Source organism: Sulfitobacter geojensis, from assembly GCF_000622325.1.
Classification (GTDB): domain Bacteria; phylum Pseudomonadota; class Alphaproteobacteria; order Rhodobacterales; family Rhodobacteraceae; genus Sulfitobacter; species Sulfitobacter geojensis.
On record NZ_JASE01000005.1, the window covers coordinates 112,819 to 129,133 of the forward strand.

Sequence of the window (16,315 nt, forward strand, 5' to 3'; positions counted from 1 at the left end):
GTGTCGGTTTGAACACACCTTGTTAAAAACATTTAGAATCTATGACTTACACATGAAAAACCCGCCTCAACATCAGTTGCGACGGGCAATCTATTGCGCAGTGGTCGTTGGGTTTACTGAACCAAACTCATCAGTTCCGGGTGTTTTTCAGATTGCTGGGCCTTGGCAGAAACTTCCGTGACAACCTGTCCATTGCCTGTTGCGGCGCGGCCCATGCTGAGCTTTGAAAGATCGACAAGAACCTGGCCCAAAGCCTGCCCAAGATCCTGGCTCGACAGAACAAACGCCTTCCCGGTTTCGGCAGGTTCGATCAAGACGATGGTGCGGTCACAAATTTCGATGCCGAACTCTTCGAACAGCACATCGGCCAAGCTTGCCCCCGGCAAAACCTCGTCAGCCGCATAGCTGACGACGGGCTGGACGTTAGGACCACCCTGTTTTGTCGTGAAACAGATCATCGGTGCGGCAAGCAGAGAATTCAGAATTTTGCCAAGAGGCGGCAGGTTCGCCTCATCACGAAGCTCCAGTGTGCCACTCCAGATATGCTCGACAATATTCATTAATCCGTTCCCCAAAACTCTCTCTGCACCACCAGATTATTCCCGCTTAAGGTGAGATTGAATGGCCAAAGTGTTAATTTTTTCAGGGGTTCCGACCTCGGCGGACTTGCCGGTTTAGTGCCTCTCCGAACGGCAAAATCTCAACCTCCGGATGAATTATTGCAAATTTCCATTAAATTTCAGCCGTCTAAATGTAGTATCCCGAAAATCCGCTGCGCCTAGCTGTTGTGCACTCGTCAACTTGATCAGTGGGCAACGGATTGAACGATTTACAAAACTCCAGTTGCGAAATTCGCAAACCTCCCAACCTGAAGTAGCGGGTCGAAAATCGACGGCTTTCAAGTCCGATCAGAGAATTCTGATGAGGGGTGTTTCAGGCCGGATCAAAAATGTTGGCACCCTTGGTGACCAACCGATATCCCAACGAACGGATCGTCGACACAGAAACCTTGTCGCCGAAAGTGTCCGACAATTTCTTGCGAAGCTTGGCCACATGAACATCGAACTTGCGATCCCCATAGCGCCAGGGCCGCGCATCAACCGCAAGGCTCAACGCGTCACGGCTGACAGTTTCCCCGTCATGCGTGTACAAAACGTGCATCACTTGAGCTTCCGATACGGTCAGCCCCGCCCGATCAGCGATATAAGCGCGCGCATTCCAACTGCCTTCGTCCGTTTGCAAAATCGCGTCATCCAACGGCAAACCGAGACGCACAAACAATCGGACGGCCAGTTCACGCAAACTGCACGGCCAGACAACAACATCATCCGCACCGGCAAAGAATGCATCGACCCCAAGATTATCCTGCTCAGCCGCAAGCATGATGACGATATTAGGCCCACCCGTGGATTTCACAGTTCGGGTAATCTCCAGCGCCTCACTTTCGCGGCCTGGCATGTGCACAACCACGGATTTGACCGGCTGATCAGCCCTCATAACTCCGCGTGCCGCGTCGGCATCTTCGACCACTTCCAGGTCATGCTTAAGGACGACAGAAAACAGGTAGTTGAGCGGATTCCTTAACCGGCTATCGCTGGTAATCAAAAGGGAGGTTGGCTTGTTTTGACTCACTGATACATCCGTCAACTATCGGCAAAAACACAAAAACAATGCAACTCGAGAATCGGAACAGACCCCCATACAGCGCCAAAATTGCGCTGAACTCAATTCATTTTGATCTTTTTTATCCCTTCGCTGTTCTTAGGCATCATAGCTCTAATTCTTGCAAATCTCTAAAACTGAAACCTTTTGTTAACTTTCGCCGTTACATACATGGTGTCACGGTCGCAGAAGCGCCTGATCGAACCTGGAAGCTAGGTAGAACTATGACAAGCATTACGGACCACCCGCACAAGGTCGCCATAGCGGCGGCACAGCGACTTAAGCATTTAATTTCTATAGAAAAAAATGATATTTTCCTTCAACAAGCCATGCGCAGCGCCCATCTGGTTGTGATGCAATCAGGTATTTTAACGGATGATGTCACGCGCAAATCAGACAACCCATTGGGTTTTGGCACCAGATTATCCATTCATTGAGCCAAACGAAGGACGCACAGCTGAGGCTGCCGAAAAATTCTTTCGCCCACTCTTCTTAGGATCGGCTCTTTGCAGGCGTTACTTTGACGCCATCGAAGGAGAAAAATCGCCTATAGATTGAAATTCAAGGCCCAAAAGCGCTTAAACTTAGACTGTTCTTGACATGTTCGTTTTTTGTGCAAAAACATTCGCGGGACGCAAAAACAGCCTCTCACCTGAAACGGATTATCGCGCCCTGGGTTCGCAGGGCAAAACGTCAGAGGAGAGAGTGCGCAAATGGAAGATAGAAGCAACATGTTGATATCTGAAGCAGTGCGAAGCGTTCTTACCAGCTTTGCCGCGCGCGAAAACGCAACCGTTGAGGATGTGCTCGCCTTGGCGCGCAGCCTGCCGGCCGCACTTGGCGACAACGCCAGCTCGATCACGCCCGAACAGAAAACCGCAGCAATTAACAGCCTGCAAACCGCACGGCCTGCGGTGGCGATTGATCAGTCGGTATCTGATGACACCGTGACCTGTCTGTGTTGCGGCAAATCCTTTACGATGCTCAAACGACACCTCAAGGCCGAGCACGGGCTTTCCGAGCAGCAGTATCGTGCACAATTCGGCCTGCCCGAAGAACATCTTCTCGTCGCCCCGAATTACTCCATCCGCAAGGCAGAGTACGCCAAACGGATCGGACTGGGTAAATACGCACGCGAAGATTCCCCCGCGCAGGATGCTGCACCGACGCTGTAATCGGGCCCGCTGCCCCAAAATTGCCACAATTCAGCCCTGCTAACCCCTTGTTTACCGCTATTATCATGCCTTAACGCGTGGCAGCAGAAGCAGCTTCGCAAAACGACCGATAAATTCGGCGTTATGAGGCAGAGCAAATGGCAGCGAACACGCAGCCCAAAATCTTTAAGAAGTACGAGATCATCGAAGGTGGCGGCCACCATGGTGGCGGTTGGAAAGTGGCTTATGCCGACTTTATGACTGCGATGATGGCCTTTTTCCTGTTGATGTGGATCCTTGCCAGTTCGGACGAACAGAAACTCCGTGGTATTGCTGAATATTTCACCAATGCATCCATGCCAGGCGGCATCGGTGTTCTGGATGGATCAACACTTGGCCCTCCCGGTACACTTACCGCATCAAACGGCAGCGTCGTTGCGCGCGGATCCGAGTTGGGAAAAATTGATGATCCGGCCCCTTCAAAATGGGAAGTGCGCGACACCACCTCAACCTCTGATCCCAAAGAGAAGGTCCAGGGCAGCCAAGAAGGCGTACATGAGAACCCGGCAGCCGCTGATGTAAGCGAAACACATCAGCTTGCAGAAGCGTCCAACGGTAAATCCGGTGCCGAGCACCCGCTTGACGATATGAAGTTCGAGCAGTTGCAGAACGAAATCCGGCAAGCCATGCAGGACAGTCCCGATCTCGACCCGCTTATGCAAAATGTGATCTTTGAACAAACGCCCGAAGGGCTGCACATTCAAATCATTGATCAGGAAGGCAAACCCATGTTCCAAAGCGGGCGTGCCGAAATGACCGGTGCAACTGACACCTTGTTGCGCAACCTCGGTACCTCGCTGGCTGCGCTATCGAACCCTATTGTGCTTTCCGGCCACACCGATGCCATCCGCTTTGCCAACAGCGCGAAATACGACAATTGGGACCTTTCATCAGATCGCGCCAACGCCACGCGCCGCGTATTCGAAGCATCCGGCGTCTCGCGGGACCGCATCATTCGCGTCTCGGGCATGGCAGACACCCAGTTACTGGTGCCTGAAACTCCCACAGATCCGTCGAACCGCCGGATTTCGATCATGGTCCGCTATCAGGATAAGGTGCCGCTTTCGGCTAAACCGGTTCAGGATGCTGCGATGACATCCCCCGATACGCCCGCGAAACGTGAAGACGACCCTATGGTGAAACAGGCAAATCTTGCGCCGCCAACCGTTGCACCAATCGGCGATCAGGTATTTCAGAACTTGCGGAATGCGCTGCGCTAGGACAGCGCGGCAAGCATCCCCTCTTTGGCTTTGCGCACACTTGCGAACGTTGGCCGGCGCGTTCCTTCGGCGGATTTGCGCAAGAATTCCGGCAATAGCGGGCTAAGCTCTGTTTTCGCTTTCGGGGCTTCGGGCTGGGGGACAGACGGGGCGCGTTTGGCCACAACCGGTGCTACAGGTTTATATGGCACCGCCGGTTCTGCGGGGCGGCGCAACCCAAGCACAACAGCAGGGTCCAACCCTTCCTCCAACGCGTAGGTATAATTTATCGAATAATCAATCGCTTCGTCCAACAGGTCAGGATCAGAAGCCACCAAAGCCATCAAGCGACGTTCATCAGAATACAGGAAATGTCTGGTTTCAAATCCGCGCACCTTTGGAACGAAACACACCTCGTCGCTGCGGGCGGCCAAAATTCCCAACAACCGCTGCGGAACCGCATGCCTTTCGTCCCTGCGAAATACGACCATGCTGCAATCGCCGTCCCGCGTTAGGCACGCCGCCAAACAGATATGATCCGGCCACGCTGCAAAGACATGTTTCACGTCATCTGCATCTATCAAGACAACCAGAATGCTTGATGTGTCAGTCATAAAGCGGGGCCTCCGGTTTCAGGTAAGATACCACTAAACATGTATCTCGTCGCACTGTGGTGTCAACTGTATTTGCTATTCTAAACTTTATACTTAACATCTATCAACTATCCTTGAAATTTGGCGAAATATTAAGCATGGTCACTAAAAATGAACGGGCGGGCATGATATGACTATTCTTCTGGGATTTATCCTTATTCTGGGCATGGTTTTCGGCGGCTACATGCTTTCCGGTGGGGAAATGGGCATCATCATGCACGCCCTTCCTTTTGAGGGCATGATGATCGGCGGGGCAGCGTTGGGATCGTTCATTGCCGCAAATTCCTTTGCGAACCTCAAAGGGGCGGGCAAGGGTCTTCTCAAGACGATGAAGGGCCCGAAGTGGAAGCCAGCCGATTACATTGACCTGCTGAACCTGATGTATACTTTGGCCCGGATGTATCAGCAGAACGGCATCTTGTCGCTGGACGAACACATTGAAAAACCAATGGAAAGTTCGATCTTTTCGCAATACCCCAAACTGCAGAACGACCATTTTGCGATTGATTTGATCACCGACAGCTTCCGCATGCTCGCCTTGCAGTTCGACGACCCCTATCAGGCCGAAGATGTGATCAACCGGAAGCTCAAAAAACACCACCACGAGGCGCTGGTGGCACCACATGGATTGACAACCGTCTCGGATGCGCTGCCTGCCATCGGCATCGTTGCGGCGGTTCTGGGTGTTATCAAGACCATGTCATCCATTGACAAACCGCCAGCTGTTCTTGGGGCCATGATTGGTGGCGCGCTTGTGGGAACCTTCCTTGGCGTTTTTCTGGCTTACTGTTTCGTTTCACCAATTGCGAACCGGCTTCAGGCCATCGAAGATCAGGATGGCATCTATTACGGCGTGATCCGCGATATTTTCATCGCGATCCTGCACAATCATTCGCCTGCCATCTGCACTGAAATCGGGCGCGGTAACATTCCGACCTCGCTACAGCCCACCTTTTACGAGATGGAAGAAGCCCGCCAGAACATGCAAGCGGCGGCATAAAAACATGGCGCTGCGCGACCGTATGGCGGCGTTGAAGCTGATTGACCGGATCAAGCAGCACGAGATGGAAACGATCGGCGCTGATCTCACCGAACGTCGCGCGACCGAGAAAGATCTATCGGACCAAAGCGTCAAACTGCACGAGGACGCAGTGCGCGAAGCGGCCGACAGCACAGAAGATACCCGCATCTTCCTTCCCGCCTATTTGAACTCCGTGAAACTGCGCCAAGAAGACCTTGCAGAACGACAAGCTGCGGCGGCCGAAAAAACCGCAGCCATTGAGGAAGAGCTGTTTAAAGCCTTTCGCGAGGCCAAGACCACTGAACAGGTTTTACAACGCGTGAAAACGGAAGTTGCAATAGAAGAGGCCCGTGCCACCGCCTCGCAAATGGATGATGCGGGGCGGGCCCTGTTCATGCTTGCCCGTAGTGGCAAACTTTCACAGTGAGTTAGCTTCGCCGCCGACCGCCTGCGCTTGAGAACTTCGATACGATGCCCTCGCCACTGTGGCTTTTGACAACATCGCTGTCCTGTCCCGACATGCGGCCCTGTTCCAACACCGCAACCGGCGCCCGATCCGCGCGGGCCTGATTTCGATCAATCTCGCCTGCAATCGCATCCGTTGAAAATTGCTGCGGGTTTTGAATATTCTCTTCCGCTTCCGGTATTGGCATCACGGTTTCGCCAACCACCACCGGCAGATCGATAAAGAACTCTGTGCCCACCCCTTCCTCACTGACAAAGGAAATGCGCCCCTGATGTTGCTCGACAATCATTTTGACGATCGACAAGCCCAATCCGGTCCCCCCCTTGGACCGTGTGTCGGAACTGTCCGCTTGTGTGAATTTGTCGAACATCGTGGGCTGGGCGTGTTTCGGAATGCCCTCACCATAATCGCGAATAGAGATGCGCCAGCGACCGGCAACTTCTTTCAACGAAACCTGAATTTCTGATCCCGCATCAGAGAACTTGGCCGCATTCGACATCAGGTTATCGACAACCTGCGTCAGGCGCGTGGGGTCGCCATAAGTCAGCGCGGGGCCGTCATGTTCATCTGCAAACCTGCGCACAGCCACGCCAAACTTGTCGGCAAAGAATTTGTTGGTGTCCAAAGCGGTGGTCAGCATCTTGCCGAGATCAAAGGTCTCCAGCTTGTAGTCCATTTTTCCGGCCTCGATCTTTTCAAGATCCAGAATGTCATTGATCAATGTGATCAGGCGCTCGCAGTTTGTCGCGGCCATGCTGACCAAGTTATTCATCTTGGGCGGCATTTCACCGGTCGCCCCCGACAGGGTCAATCCGAGCGCGCCCTTGATCGAGGTAAGCGGTGTACGCAATTCGTGGCTGATCGTTGCGATAAAGGCGGTCTTTGCCTTCTCGATCTCTTTGCGCTCTGAAATGTCGCGGTAGATCGCGATCAGACGCGGTTCTTCCTGATCTGGTTGCGCGTATTCAAGACTGATTTCATACGTGATGTCGCCTTTTGCGGTCACTTCCCATGTCATCCGACGTTCCGGCCCATTCGCCAAAGCGGCGGCTTTTTTCTTCAGGGCCTCCAAATCTTCGTTGCTGATAAAGTTGGCGGCTGTCTTGCCTTTCCAACCACCACCCATACGGCCCTTGATCAGCCGGTTTTCCGCTGCGGCATTGACGAACAGCACGTCCATCGTCCCGGGGCGCAGCACCACAACCTGATCCTGGATCAGTTCAAGCGTATTGTTAAACCGTTTCTCGGAAACGCCCGCCCGCGTCTGTGTGACATCCGACGCGACAATGGCAATTTCACCCAACGCCTTTGACGCACCCGCCACCGGAATGACGGTGCATTGCAACCACGCCGCTTTGCCATTGCTCTTCAACAACTGCAGCGCCCCTTCCCATGTGGCACCTGCCTGCATCGCCCGCATGACCTGGGACTTCAGCACGTCCTGATTGCTTTCGTCCAATATGTCCGCGAACGGGTTCTGAACCAGACTGCCGCGACTGCGGTCCAACACTGCGACAAAGTGGTCATTCACATGGGAAATCACACCGTCCTTTGTCAGCATGCAAAAGACCGTGTGGTCCTCGATGGCGTTGCGATAAAACTGCTTCGAGCGGACTTCGGAGTGCAATACATCTTTCCGGTTTTCGGCCAAACGCTTTGTCCGGCTGAGTTCAAACAGCAAGAGCAAGATCGAAAAGCCGATCAGAGCCGCCAGCCCCAGTGTCGGCCATTTATAGGCCCGATAAATACGCGCCCCTGCTTGCTTGATGTAATTCTGGTATGGTCGCGCATGAAGCGAGATCAACAGATCATGAACCGGCAGATAATTCTGCGGGGCCTGCCAGACAATGCCACCTGCGGCGCGCGCTTGCGGACTTTGCGCATCCACGGCAAGCAACGTCCCGATCAACAGCCCAAGCGCCTGATCCGGCACGTTGGGCATTGATCCCATCACCCAGTCAGGGAACAAGGGTGTGCTGACCCAGAACGGGAAACCGGCATGTGCCATCGGTGCAACCGGACGGAAATCATCTAGCTTGATAATGCCCTGTTTGGCGAGGTTTTCCAGCACACCGGCACGGATCACCCCGACATCAACCAAACCGTTCTGCACGGCATAAACCACTTCGCGCTGGTTCCCGCCTGAAAACAGCAAATCCGCGCCGATGCTTTCGGGATCCAGCCGGTATTTGCGCGCTTCCTGCACCGCAAGCTTCCAACCTGTCAGCTCGTTCGGGGCCATAGCCATCACACGGCGACCCGCCAAACCTTCAAACCCGCGCAGCAGGCTGTCATTGCGGGTAAAGACCAAGGCACCGGTCTGGTTATACGTCTTGTTTTGCCACATCTGGGCCACTGACAATATCGCCCGCGCGCCCTCTTCAACTTCGGCGGTCACAAAGGCAGCAGGGTCGCTTAAAAAGACGTCAATCGCGCCGCGGCCCAACCCCTCCAGCAGCGAGGCTTCGTTGTGGGGTTCAAGCCGGAAGCGGTAAGGCAGGTCTTGGTCCCGTGCTGTATCGTTCAACAGCGAAACCGTCGGGGCCCATGCCTCAAGCGTTCTGGTCGCCCCCTCAGAGGCGAGCACACCAAAAGTAATTTCCGTTTCCTCGTTGTGAACATCCTGCGCCGTCGCCGGTCCGAGACAGGCCAGTGTCACCGCCACCAAAAGCACCCGGAACAGGAAAAATTTGCGCAGCTGGAACAGCTTGTCCAAGGAGGAGATGAGAGCGGTCATCCCGTTCAGCTTTCGCATGGTTCTGTGTTGGCGCAGGTTCCATAACAACCACCCAACCGGATGTGCATCTGACACAACCGCACCTGCATCCTGTGCATTTGCCGTTTTTGATCTGTGCAAAATCCTGAATACATGAAACGCCAACAGCCACTTGGGCTGCGCCACCTATTGTCCTTTGTGGGGGATCACCCCGCAAGGAATCTGGGTCGCCTTCTGGCAAAGGCCCCTAAGGAAAGCGCAAAATCATCCGCTCTTGGGGCATGGTAACAGGTGCCAGCTAAATGTGGCGAAACTAGGGCTTTGGCGACAAAATTCCGTTTTTTGGCGAAATGCGCGCGAAATGGAAACAGTCAAACGTGCCACATCGATGAGGCCTGCGGCCCTCACAGGCCAGTCGTTTTGCATTAAGGGGAAGGGTCATCGGCCAGCAAGCTCGGGAGGAGGATGAGCGTGCTGGCCGAGAAATAACGGGTTTCGGGAGGAAAGACCGTTAAGGGCGGTTTCAGATTGACTCTGGGAGGAGCGAGGTCCGAAACCTGACAACGTCGCCTTTTACAAGGCGGGCGGTTGATGTCGTAAATTCTATGCGTTCAAAGGCCGTCATACTTGTAGGTAATCAGGTACTCGGCGTGGCTTTTGACCTGGCTGCGGTCGATCCCGACCTGAGCCAGCTGGGCATCGCTCATCGAGTTCAACACAGACTGCATCCGGTTGATCTGGATCTTGGTAAGCCCCTTTGAAAGGCCCTTGCCCAATGTGGTCAACAGCTGCTTCGGAGCAGCTTGAATCGCCGCGAAGGAAAGTTTGGAGGCAGGTGCAAAGATCGGTGCCTGCATTGTGTTTCCAGTCGGTTTCATTCGTTTTCTCCTATCAGAAGTTCCTGTTTCGCAATCTTGCGGATGTTTGCGCGGGCGATCCCGAGATCTTTCAGATCCCGATCCGACAAGGCGACCAACTCGGAAAGAGTGGCGCGATATCGGGCGCGGCGCAGTCTGGCCTGATGCACAGCTTCGCGTGCCTGAAAATAGTGCTCACGGGCGCTATCCAGAAAGCTGGCCAGCTTAATATTTGTGCGTGAAAGTGTCATTGCCATCTGCGGGCTCCTTTCGACATTGCTGCACTGCAGTATCTATGCTGCAATGCAGAGATAGGACGTACAGGCCACTTATCCAACCCGCTGATTGCGCATAGGTGCCTTGCCATTTTGGAAAGGGTGTTTTGAGAAATGGACGTTTCATCGCAAATGCTTGCTTTTGTGAAAGTGGTTGAGATGGGCAGCATCTCGGCCGCCTCACGATCAAGCGGACAGACCCCGTCTGCCGTCAGCAAACAAATTGGACACCTTGAGGACCATGTCGGCCACCGGTTGTTGCACCGCAAACGCGCAGGCGTCACCCTGACCGAAGAAGGTGCAGCCTATTACGAAAAATGCAGGGCCGTCGCCGACAAATATCTGGAAGCCGAAGCGCATATCACCAATGCCAGCGGCCAACCCAAAGGCAACCTGCGGATCGCTTCAAGTGTCGCCTTTGGCAAATCCAATCTCATTTCGGTGCTGCCCGAATTTCTTGATCTCTACCCAGATATTTCTGTTTCGCTTGAATTGACGGACCGGCCGATTGATCTGGATGAAGACAGTTTTGACGTGGCCCTGAATTTTGCCGAGCAAAACAGAAAACAGAACCTAATCACCAAAAAAGTCATGACCAACGAACGCATCCTGTGCGCCGCGCCCAAGTTTCTTGAACGTCACGGCACCCCGGCGACCTTTAGCGATCTCGCGCGGTTCAATTGCCTGCGCACATCGAATGCGGTTGGCAGAAACGCGTGGCAGGCCGAGCTGGACGGCAAAACATATACTGTCGATGCGATGGGGAATTTCGAAGGGAACAGCGCCCATGCCGTCTATTTGGCAACCCTCGCTGGACTGGGGATTGCGCGGCTGTCGACCTATCTGGTGAGCCGGAAAATCGCCGAAGGAAAACTGATCCGGTTGTTCCCCGAGTACGCGCAGAAGCATGCTGACGTCGCGGTATTGTTCACCGACAAACGAAATCTCGCGCCAAAGATTCGGGTCTTTGTCGACTTTATCTCAAACCGATTTTGAGGGGGTAGATTGGGGGTCATCGTATCACCCGCCACTTTCACACCATTTACCTAAGTCCCTGACCAGGTTTGGATAAAAGTGGTGAGCCCGTCCGGGTTCGAACCGGAGACCTACTGATTAAAAGTCAGTTGCTCTACCAACTGAGCTACAGGCCCACTAGGCGCTGTACTTAGAAAGGAGCGGCGGGGGGGTCAAGCCCATAAAGCGTTAAATTTTGGACGCCTGCTGGATAAGTTGCAAAGGCGGCGTTATATGCGCCCAATGAATAGCGAATTTTCCAACGGATTGCCCTTTATGAAGATGCACGGGCTGGGAAACGACTTTGTTGTCGTGGACTTGCGGGGACGTGCGCCGTTTATGACGGCAGATTTGGCAAAACGAATCGGACATCGCCATTTTGGTGTCGGGTTCGACCAATTGGCGATGATTTCAGACGGGACCGGCGATGCGCATCTGACGTTTTACAACGCGGATGGCTCGCAGGCTGCGGCTTGCGGCAACGCGACTCGCTGCATCGCACGATTTCTGATGGACGAAACTGGCAAACAGACGCTGGAACTGACCACCGAACGCGGAACGCTGGCTGCGCGCGACATGGGCGAGGGCATGACCTCGGTGAACATGGGGCATCCCCTGCTTGACTGGCAGGACATTCCACTGGCCCGTGAAATGGACACGCTTGAACTGCCGATTGACGGCGCCCCGACAGCAACCGGGATGGGCAATCCGCATTGCACCTTTTTCGTCGACGACGTGCACGCCGTTGATCTTGCGCAGATCGGGCCGAAATTTGAACATCACCCGCTGTTCCCTGAACGTACGAATGTCCAGGTCGCACAGATCATTGCCCCCGACCACATCCGCATGCGCGTCTGGGAGCGGGGCGTGGGCGTCACATGGGCCTCTGGCTCCTCCTCTTGCGCGACAGCCGTCGCAGCGGCACGCCGTGGCCTTACAGGGCGCGCTGTGCGCATTGATCTGGACGGCGGAACCCTGCACATCGACTGGCGCGAAGATGGCGTGTGGATGACCGGCCCTTCGGCACATGTATTTAGCGCGACCCTGACGCCCGAGTTTTTGAAAGGCACCCTGTGAGCGCCCCCGTTTTTTCAAATCACGGTTGCCGGCTGAACGCCTATGAAGTCGAGGCAATGAAAGATCTTGCCGGTCAGGCGGGGCTGGAAAATGCCGTGATCGTCAATACCTGCGCCGTAACCGCCGAGGCCGTGCGCAAAGCCCGTCAGGATATCCGCAAGCTGCGCAAGGCGCACCCCGAGGCACGTCTGATCGTCACCGGATGCGCGGCCCAAACTGAACCCGACACTTTCGCCAACATGGGCGAAGTCGATGCTGTCATCGGCAATACCGAAAAGATGCAGGGGGCGACCTGGCAAGGCCTTGCCGCTGATTTCATTGGCGAAACAGAGACCGTTCAGGTCGACGACATCATGTCAGTGACAGAAACAGCCGGCCATCTGATCGACGGCTTCGGCACCCGCAGCAGGGCATACGTACAGGTTCAAAACGGCTGTGACCACCGCTGTACCTTCTGCATCATTCCCTTCGGGCGCGGCAATTCGAGGTCTGTCCCTGCGGGGGTCGTAGTGGACCAAATCAAGCGTTTGGTGGACAAGGGTTTAAACGAAGTTGTGCTCACCGGCGTTGACCTGACCTCTTGGGGTGCGGACCTGCCCGCGACGCCGCGTTTGGGTGATCTGGTGATGCGTATTCTGCGGTTGGTGCCCGATTTGCCGCGCCTGAGGATCAGTTCGATCGACAGTATCGAAGTCGACGAAAACCTGATGGAAGCGATCGCCACGGAACCGCGCCTGATGCCGCACCTTCATCTGTCGTTGCAACACGGCGATGACATGATTCTCAAGCGCATGAAACGTCGGCATCTGCGCGGTGACGCCATCGCATTTTGCCAAGAGGCCCGCAAATTACGGCCCGATATGACATTCGGCGCAGATATCATCGCCGGTTTCCCGACCGAAACCGAAGCCATGTTTGAAAATGCGCTAGCGCTTGTTCAGGAATGCGACCTGACATGGCTGCATGTCTTTCCTTATTCGGCCCGTCCGGGCACGCCTGCCGCACGGATGCCTGCCGTGAACGGCAAAGCCATCAAAGAACGCGCCGCGCGTCTGCGGGCCGCGGGCGAGACGCAGGTGCAGCGTCATCTGGCAGCGCAGGTCGGCCAGCACCATCAGGTTTTGATGGAAAATGCCACAATGGGCCGGACAGAGCAGTTCACCGAAGTGCATTTTGACACGGCGCAGATCGAGGGGCAGATCGTACATGCAACCATTTGCGGTGCCACTGACAAACACTTGATCGCCTGATCGCCGGCGCGCGGGAACTTTCAAAATTTCCGATCGTTTTCTTTGAAAGAAAACGCGCCCGATCGCATCGGATATCGCAAACAAAAACCCCCGAAGCAAAGCCGCGGGGGTTTTTCTAATCTCGATAGGTGCGATTACACCTCGTCTTTGTACTTCCGCTTAACCGGTGCCCAAAGGCGTTTGTTGGTCAGGTACAAAAGGACCGACAGCAAGGTCAGAAACACCACGCCGGCGAAACCTGCTTGTTTACGCGCCATCATCTTGGGTTCAGCGGTCCACATCAGAAAGGCAGAAACATCCGCTGAGAGGTGATGCAGATCGGCGTCGTGACCGTCTACAAACTCGACCGAATCGTCACCCAGTGGGGGTGCCATTGCAATCCAGCCGCCCGGAAACGCGGTGTTCTCGTAAAAGGTCACACCGGCCTGCTCTTTCTCCTCACCGGTATAACCGGTCAAAAGCGATGCGATGTATTCCGGTCCGCCGATCCCCTTGAAGAACTGGTTGATGCCCAGACCATAAGGCCCGTGGAAACCTGCACGCTTTTTCGCCATCAGCGAAAGGTCAGGCGCATTTTCCAGATTGGATTCGGGAAAATGATCCGTTGGCAGCGCTTCGCGGAAATCTTCCAGATCGTCATCATAGACCTCGAACTGCTTGGCATATTCGATGACCTGCTCTTCGGGCAATGTCGGGCCGTTTTCATCACCCAAGGTGCGGATCGGCACAAACTTCAGCCCGTGACACGCGGCACAGACTTCTGTGTAGATCTGCAAGCCACGCTGAAGCTGGTTTACGTCGTAAGACCCGAACGGCCCCTCGAAAGAGAAGTCAAAGTCTTCGATATGCTGGTCACCGCCACCCGCAGCCATCGCACCAAAGGTGCTCAGGCCCAGGGCAGCAATCGCAGAGACGGTTAGTTTCTTGATCATGCTCATCTCAATCACTCCGCCGGCTTTACAGTGGTCGCGGTGCCACCGTTCTGTTTTGCATATTTCGCCTTCACGGCATCTTCGATGGTCGCAGGTTGCGCCAGCGGTTTCTCAATCACGCCCAACAGCGGCAGGATCACCAGGAAATAGGCGAACCAATAGGCAGATGCGATCAACGAGAAGCTCGCATAGGGTTCTTCCGCAGGCATCGCACCCAGCCACATCAGGGCGAAGAAATCGATAACCAGCAGAGCAAACCACCATTTGAACATCGGGCGATAGCGGCCCGAACGTACGTTGGAGGTATCGAGCCATGGCACCAACGCCATCACGGCAATCGCACCGAACATCGCAAGCACCCCAAAGAACTTGGCGTCAATGATGCCACCGGTCACAAAGGACGCGATCTGTACAACCCAGACTTCGGAAGTAAAGGCACGCAAGATGGCGTAGAACGGCAGGAAGTACCATTCAGGCACAATATGTGCAGGCGTCGCCAGCGCGTTCGCTTCGATATAGTTATCAGGGTGGCCAAGGTAGTTCGGCATAAAGCCGACAACCGCAAAGAACACCACAAGGATCACGGCCAGTGCGAACAGGTCCTTGATCACAAAGTAGGGCCAGAACGGCAGCGTATCTTTCTGCGCTTCTTCTTTTGAGCCACGGCGCACTTCAACACCTGACGGGTTGTTGTTGCCGGTAGAGTGGAACGCCCAGATGTGCACAATCACAAGGCCGGCAATCACGAAGGGCAGCAGATAGTGCAGGCTGAAGAAACGGTTCAGCGTCGCGTTATCTACCGCAGGTCCGCCCAGCAGGAAGGTTTGCAAACCTTCACCAATGAACGGAATCGCGCCGAACAGGCCGGTAATAACCGTAGCACCCCAGAATGACATCTGCCCCCAAGGCAAAACATAGCCCAGGAAACCGGTTGCCATCATCAGCAGGTAGATCAGCATGCCTACAATCCACGTCACTTCACGCGGTGCCTTATAAGAACCGTAGTAAAGACCACGGAAAATATGCGCATAAACGGCGATAAAGAACAGCGAGGCACCGTTGGCATGCATATAGCGCAGCATATGCCCGCCATTCACGTTACGCATGATATGTTCAACCGACGAGAACGCCAGATCAACATGCGGTGTATAGTGCATCGCAAGCACAATACCGGTGACAATTTGCAGGGCCAGACAGAAGGCCAGCACGATGCCCCAGATCCACATCCAGTTCAGGTTCTTGGGTGTGGGGATCATCAATGTGTCGTACACGAGGCCAATAACCGGCAAACGGCTGTTCAGCCACTTTTCGCCTTTGGTCTTCGGCTCGTAATGGTCGTGAGGAATTCCGGACATCTCTTGCTCCCTTAACCCAGTTTGATCGTGGTATCGTTCACGAACTCAGCCACAGGCACCGGCAGGTTGGTCGGTGCGGGCCCTTTGCGGATGCGGCCCGCAGTATCGTAGTGCGAACCATGGCAGGGGCAGAACCAGCCACCGAAATCGCCTGCATCACCTAAAGGCACACAGCCAAGGTGCGTACAAACGCCCATCATCACCAGCCACTCGCCGGCTTCGTCCAGCGTGCGGTTGGCATCATCCGCAGATGCGCCAGCCGGCAGGTTGCCGTTTTCCGCGCCTTGATCCGGCAGGTCCGACAATTTAACCGCGCGGGCGGCTTCAATTTCTTCTGCTGTGCGGCGGCGAATAAACACCGGCTTGCCCAACCATTTGACCGTCAGCTGTGAACCGGCTTCCAGATCACCCACATCGACGCGAATCGATGAAAGGGCCAGAACATCCGCGGACGGGTTCATCTGGTTGGCCAGTGGCCAGACTGCGGCACCTACGGCGACAGCGCCTGTACCGGCTGTTGCATAATACAGGAAATCCCTGCGTGTGCCTTCGTGGTCTTCTGCGTTGGACACGTCTTTTCTCCAATCTTTCGGGTCCAAAAAGGACCACCAGCAATGAAGGTGA

Annotated in this window: 17 protein-coding genes and 1 tRNA gene; 8 read left to right on the forward strand and 10 right to left on the reverse strand. The window is 54.8% G+C overall.

The window, feature by feature from the left end:
* Positions 1-113 precede the first annotated feature (113 nt).
* Both Z947_RS0102545 and Z947_RS0102550 read right to left on the reverse strand, forming a co-directional pair.
* The gene (locus tag Z947_RS0102545; RefSeq protein ID WP_025042744.1) at positions 114-560 is read right to left on the reverse strand and encodes a hypothetical protein; all 447 of its coding nucleotides are present in this window, start codon (positions 558-560) and stop codon (positions 114-116) included.
* A gap of 373 nt (positions 561-933) precedes the next feature.
* Positions 934-1,632 carry a response regulator transcription factor gene (locus Z947_RS0102550; protein ID WP_025042745.1) on the reverse strand — a complete coding sequence of 233 codons (699 nt, stop codon included), beginning with the start codon at positions 1,630-1,632 and terminating at the stop codon, positions 934-936.
* Positions 1,633-1,886: 254 nt separating this feature from the next.
* Between Z947_RS0102550 and Z947_RS22020 the strand changes: the two genes are divergently transcribed.
* From Z947_RS22020 to Z947_RS0102565, 3 genes are all read left to right on the forward strand, one after another.
* Positions 1,887-2,099, forward strand: coding sequence for a hypothetical protein (locus tag Z947_RS22020; protein ID WP_156026612.1), 213 nt, complete (start codon positions 1,887-1,889; stop codon positions 2,097-2,099).
* A gap of 276 nt (positions 2,100-2,375) precedes the next feature.
* Positions 2,376-2,837 carry a Ros/MucR family transcriptional regulator gene (locus Z947_RS0102560; protein ID WP_025042746.1) on the forward strand — a complete coding sequence of 154 codons (462 nt, stop codon included), beginning with the start codon at positions 2,376-2,378 and terminating at the stop codon, positions 2,835-2,837.
* A gap of 137 nt (positions 2,838-2,974) precedes the next feature.
* The gene (locus tag Z947_RS0102565) at positions 2,975-4,096 is read left to right on the forward strand and encodes a flagellar motor protein MotB (protein WP_025042747.1); all 1,122 of its coding nucleotides are present in this window, start codon (positions 2,975-2,977) and stop codon (positions 4,094-4,096) included.
* Here the strand turns inward: Z947_RS0102565 and Z947_RS0102570 are convergent.
* On the reverse strand, positions 4,093-4,689 hold the full coding sequence (locus Z947_RS0102570) for a hypothetical protein (RefSeq protein ID WP_025042748.1): 597 nt from the start codon (positions 4,687-4,689) through the stop codon (positions 4,093-4,095). The two genes, Z947_RS0102565 and Z947_RS0102570, sit on opposite strands and share 4 nt — an antisense overlap.
* A 169-nt stretch (positions 4,690-4,858) precedes the next feature.
* On the opposite strand from Z947_RS0102570, the gene motA reads away from it, so the two are divergent.
* Both motA and Z947_RS0102580 read left to right on the forward strand, forming a co-directional pair.
* On the forward strand, positions 4,859-5,728 hold the full coding sequence (gene motA / locus Z947_RS0102575) for a flagellar motor stator protein MotA (RefSeq protein ID WP_025042749.1): 870 nt from the start codon (positions 4,859-4,861) through the stop codon (positions 5,726-5,728).
* 4 nt (positions 5,729-5,732) lie between these two features.
* Positions 5,733-6,176: a hypothetical protein gene (locus tag Z947_RS0102580; protein WP_025042750.1), complete on the forward strand. Its 444-nt coding sequence runs from the start codon at positions 5,733-5,735 to the stop codon at positions 6,174-6,176.
* 1 nt (position 6,177) lies between these two features.
* Here Z947_RS0102580 and Z947_RS0102585 read toward each other — a convergent pair whose 3' ends face one another.
* The 3 genes from Z947_RS0102585 to Z947_RS0102595 form a co-directional block, all read right to left on the reverse strand.
* Positions 6,178-8,952 (reverse strand): ATP-binding protein, encoded by a 2,775-nt coding sequence (locus Z947_RS0102585; RefSeq protein WP_162171859.1) that lies wholly within the window; start codon positions 8,950-8,952, stop codon positions 6,178-6,180.
* A 590-nt stretch (positions 8,953-9,542) separates the two neighbouring features.
* Positions 9,543-9,809, reverse strand: coding sequence for a hypothetical protein (locus tag Z947_RS0102590; RefSeq protein WP_025042752.1), 267 nt, complete (start codon positions 9,807-9,809; stop codon positions 9,543-9,545).
* Positions 9,806-10,045: a YjiS-like domain-containing protein gene (locus tag Z947_RS0102595; protein WP_037938631.1), complete on the reverse strand. Its 240-nt coding sequence runs from the start codon at positions 10,043-10,045 to the stop codon at positions 9,806-9,808. Before Z947_RS0102595 ends, Z947_RS0102590 begins: the two co-directional genes overlap by 4 nt.
* 132 nt (positions 10,046-10,177) lie before the next feature.
* Here Z947_RS0102595 and Z947_RS0102600 point away from each other — a divergent pair, with 132 nt between their 5' ends.
* Positions 10,178-11,059, forward strand: a complete 882-nt coding sequence (locus Z947_RS0102600) for a LysR family transcriptional regulator (protein ID WP_025042754.1) — start codon at positions 10,178-10,180, stop codon at positions 11,057-11,059.
* Positions 11,060-11,138: 79 nt separating this feature from the next.
* Here the strand turns inward: Z947_RS0102600 and Z947_RS0102605 are convergent.
* A tRNA-Lys gene (locus tag Z947_RS0102605) sits at positions 11,139-11,214 on the reverse strand.
* A gap of 106 nt (positions 11,215-11,320) precedes the next feature.
* Between Z947_RS0102605 and dapF the strand changes: the two genes are divergently transcribed.
* Together dapF and mtaB are read left to right on the forward strand one after the other, a co-directional pair.
* Positions 11,321-12,154 carry a diaminopimelate epimerase gene (gene dapF / locus Z947_RS0102610; RefSeq protein ID WP_025042755.1) on the forward strand — a complete coding sequence of 278 codons (834 nt, stop codon included), beginning with the start codon at positions 11,321-11,323 and terminating at the stop codon, positions 12,152-12,154.
* Positions 12,151-13,404: a tRNA (N(6)-L-threonylcarbamoyladenosine(37)-C(2))-methylthiotransferase MtaB gene (mtaB, locus tag Z947_RS0102615; RefSeq protein WP_025042756.1), complete on the forward strand. Its 1,254-nt coding sequence runs from the start codon at positions 12,151-12,153 to the stop codon at positions 13,402-13,404. The genes dapF and mtaB overlap by 4 nt, the downstream gene beginning before the upstream one ends.
* Before the next feature lie 134 nt (positions 13,405-13,538).
* Here mtaB and Z947_RS0102620 read toward each other — a convergent pair whose 3' ends face one another.
* Genes Z947_RS0102620 through petA form a run of 3 tightly spaced genes read right to left on the reverse strand, consistent with a single transcriptional unit; the run spans position 13,539 to position 16,263 of the window.
* Positions 13,539-14,336, reverse strand: coding sequence for a cytochrome c1 (locus Z947_RS0102620; protein WP_025042757.1), 798 nt, complete (start codon positions 14,334-14,336; stop codon positions 13,539-13,541).
* Between the two features lie 11 nt (positions 14,337-14,347).
* Positions 14,348-15,691, reverse strand: coding sequence for a cytochrome b (gene petB, locus Z947_RS0102625; protein ID WP_025042758.1), 1,344 nt, complete (start codon positions 15,689-15,691; stop codon positions 14,348-14,350).
* Between the two features lie 11 nt (positions 15,692-15,702).
* Positions 15,703-16,263, reverse strand: a complete 561-nt coding sequence (gene petA / locus Z947_RS0102630; RefSeq protein WP_025042759.1) for a ubiquinol-cytochrome c reductase iron-sulfur subunit — start codon at positions 16,261-16,263, stop codon at positions 15,703-15,705.
* Positions 16,264-16,315: the final 52 nt, after the last annotated feature.

Excerpts from the sequence above, each read along its gene's own strand:
- Z947_RS0102545 (WP_025042744.1), bottom strand. The coding sequence starts at position 560 with ATGAATATTGTCGAGCATATCTGGAGTGGCACACTGGAGCTTCGTGAT.
- Z947_RS0102620 (WP_025042757.1), bottom strand. The coding sequence starts at position 14,336 with ATGATCAAGAAACTAACCGTCTCTGCGATTGCTGCCCTGGGCCTGAGC.
- motA (WP_025042749.1), top strand. The coding sequence starts at position 4,859 with ATGACTATTCTTCTGGGATTTATCCTTATTCTGGGCATGGTTTTCGGC.
- Z947_RS22020 (WP_156026612.1), top strand. The coding sequence starts at position 1,887 with ATGACAAGCATTACGGACCACCCGCACAAGGTCGCCATAGCGGCGGCA.
- Z947_RS0102560 (WP_025042746.1), top strand. The coding sequence starts at position 2,376 with ATGGAAGATAGAAGCAACATGTTGATATCTGAAGCAGTGCGAAGCGTT.
- Z947_RS0102590 (WP_025042752.1), bottom strand. The coding sequence starts at position 9,809 with ATGAAACCGACTGGAAACACAATGCAGGCACCGATCTTTGCACCTGCC.
- Z947_RS0102565 (WP_025042747.1), top strand. The coding sequence starts at position 2,975 with ATGGCAGCGAACACGCAGCCCAAAATCTTTAAGAAGTACGAGATCATC.
- dapF (WP_025042755.1), top strand. The coding sequence starts at position 11,321 with ATGAATAGCGAATTTTCCAACGGATTGCCCTTTATGAAGATGCACGGG.
- Z947_RS0102570 (WP_025042748.1), bottom strand. The coding sequence starts at position 4,689 with ATGACTGACACATCAAGCATTCTGGTTGTCTTGATAGATGCAGATGAC.
- Z947_RS0102595 (WP_037938631.1), bottom strand. The coding sequence starts at position 10,045 with ATGGCAATGACACTTTCACGCACAAATATTAAGCTGGCCAGCTTTCTG.
- Z947_RS0102580 (WP_025042750.1), top strand. The coding sequence starts at position 5,733 with ATGGCGCTGCGCGACCGTATGGCGGCGTTGAAGCTGATTGACCGGATC.
- Z947_RS0102585 (WP_162171859.1), bottom strand. The coding sequence starts at position 8,952 with ATGACCGCTCTCATCTCCTCCTTGGACAAGCTGTTCCAGCTGCGCAAA.
- petB (WP_025042758.1), bottom strand. The coding sequence starts at position 15,691 with ATGTCCGGAATTCCTCACGACCATTACGAGCCGAAGACCAAAGGCGAA.
- Z947_RS0102600 (WP_025042754.1), top strand. The coding sequence starts at position 10,178 with ATGGACGTTTCATCGCAAATGCTTGCTTTTGTGAAAGTGGTTGAGATG.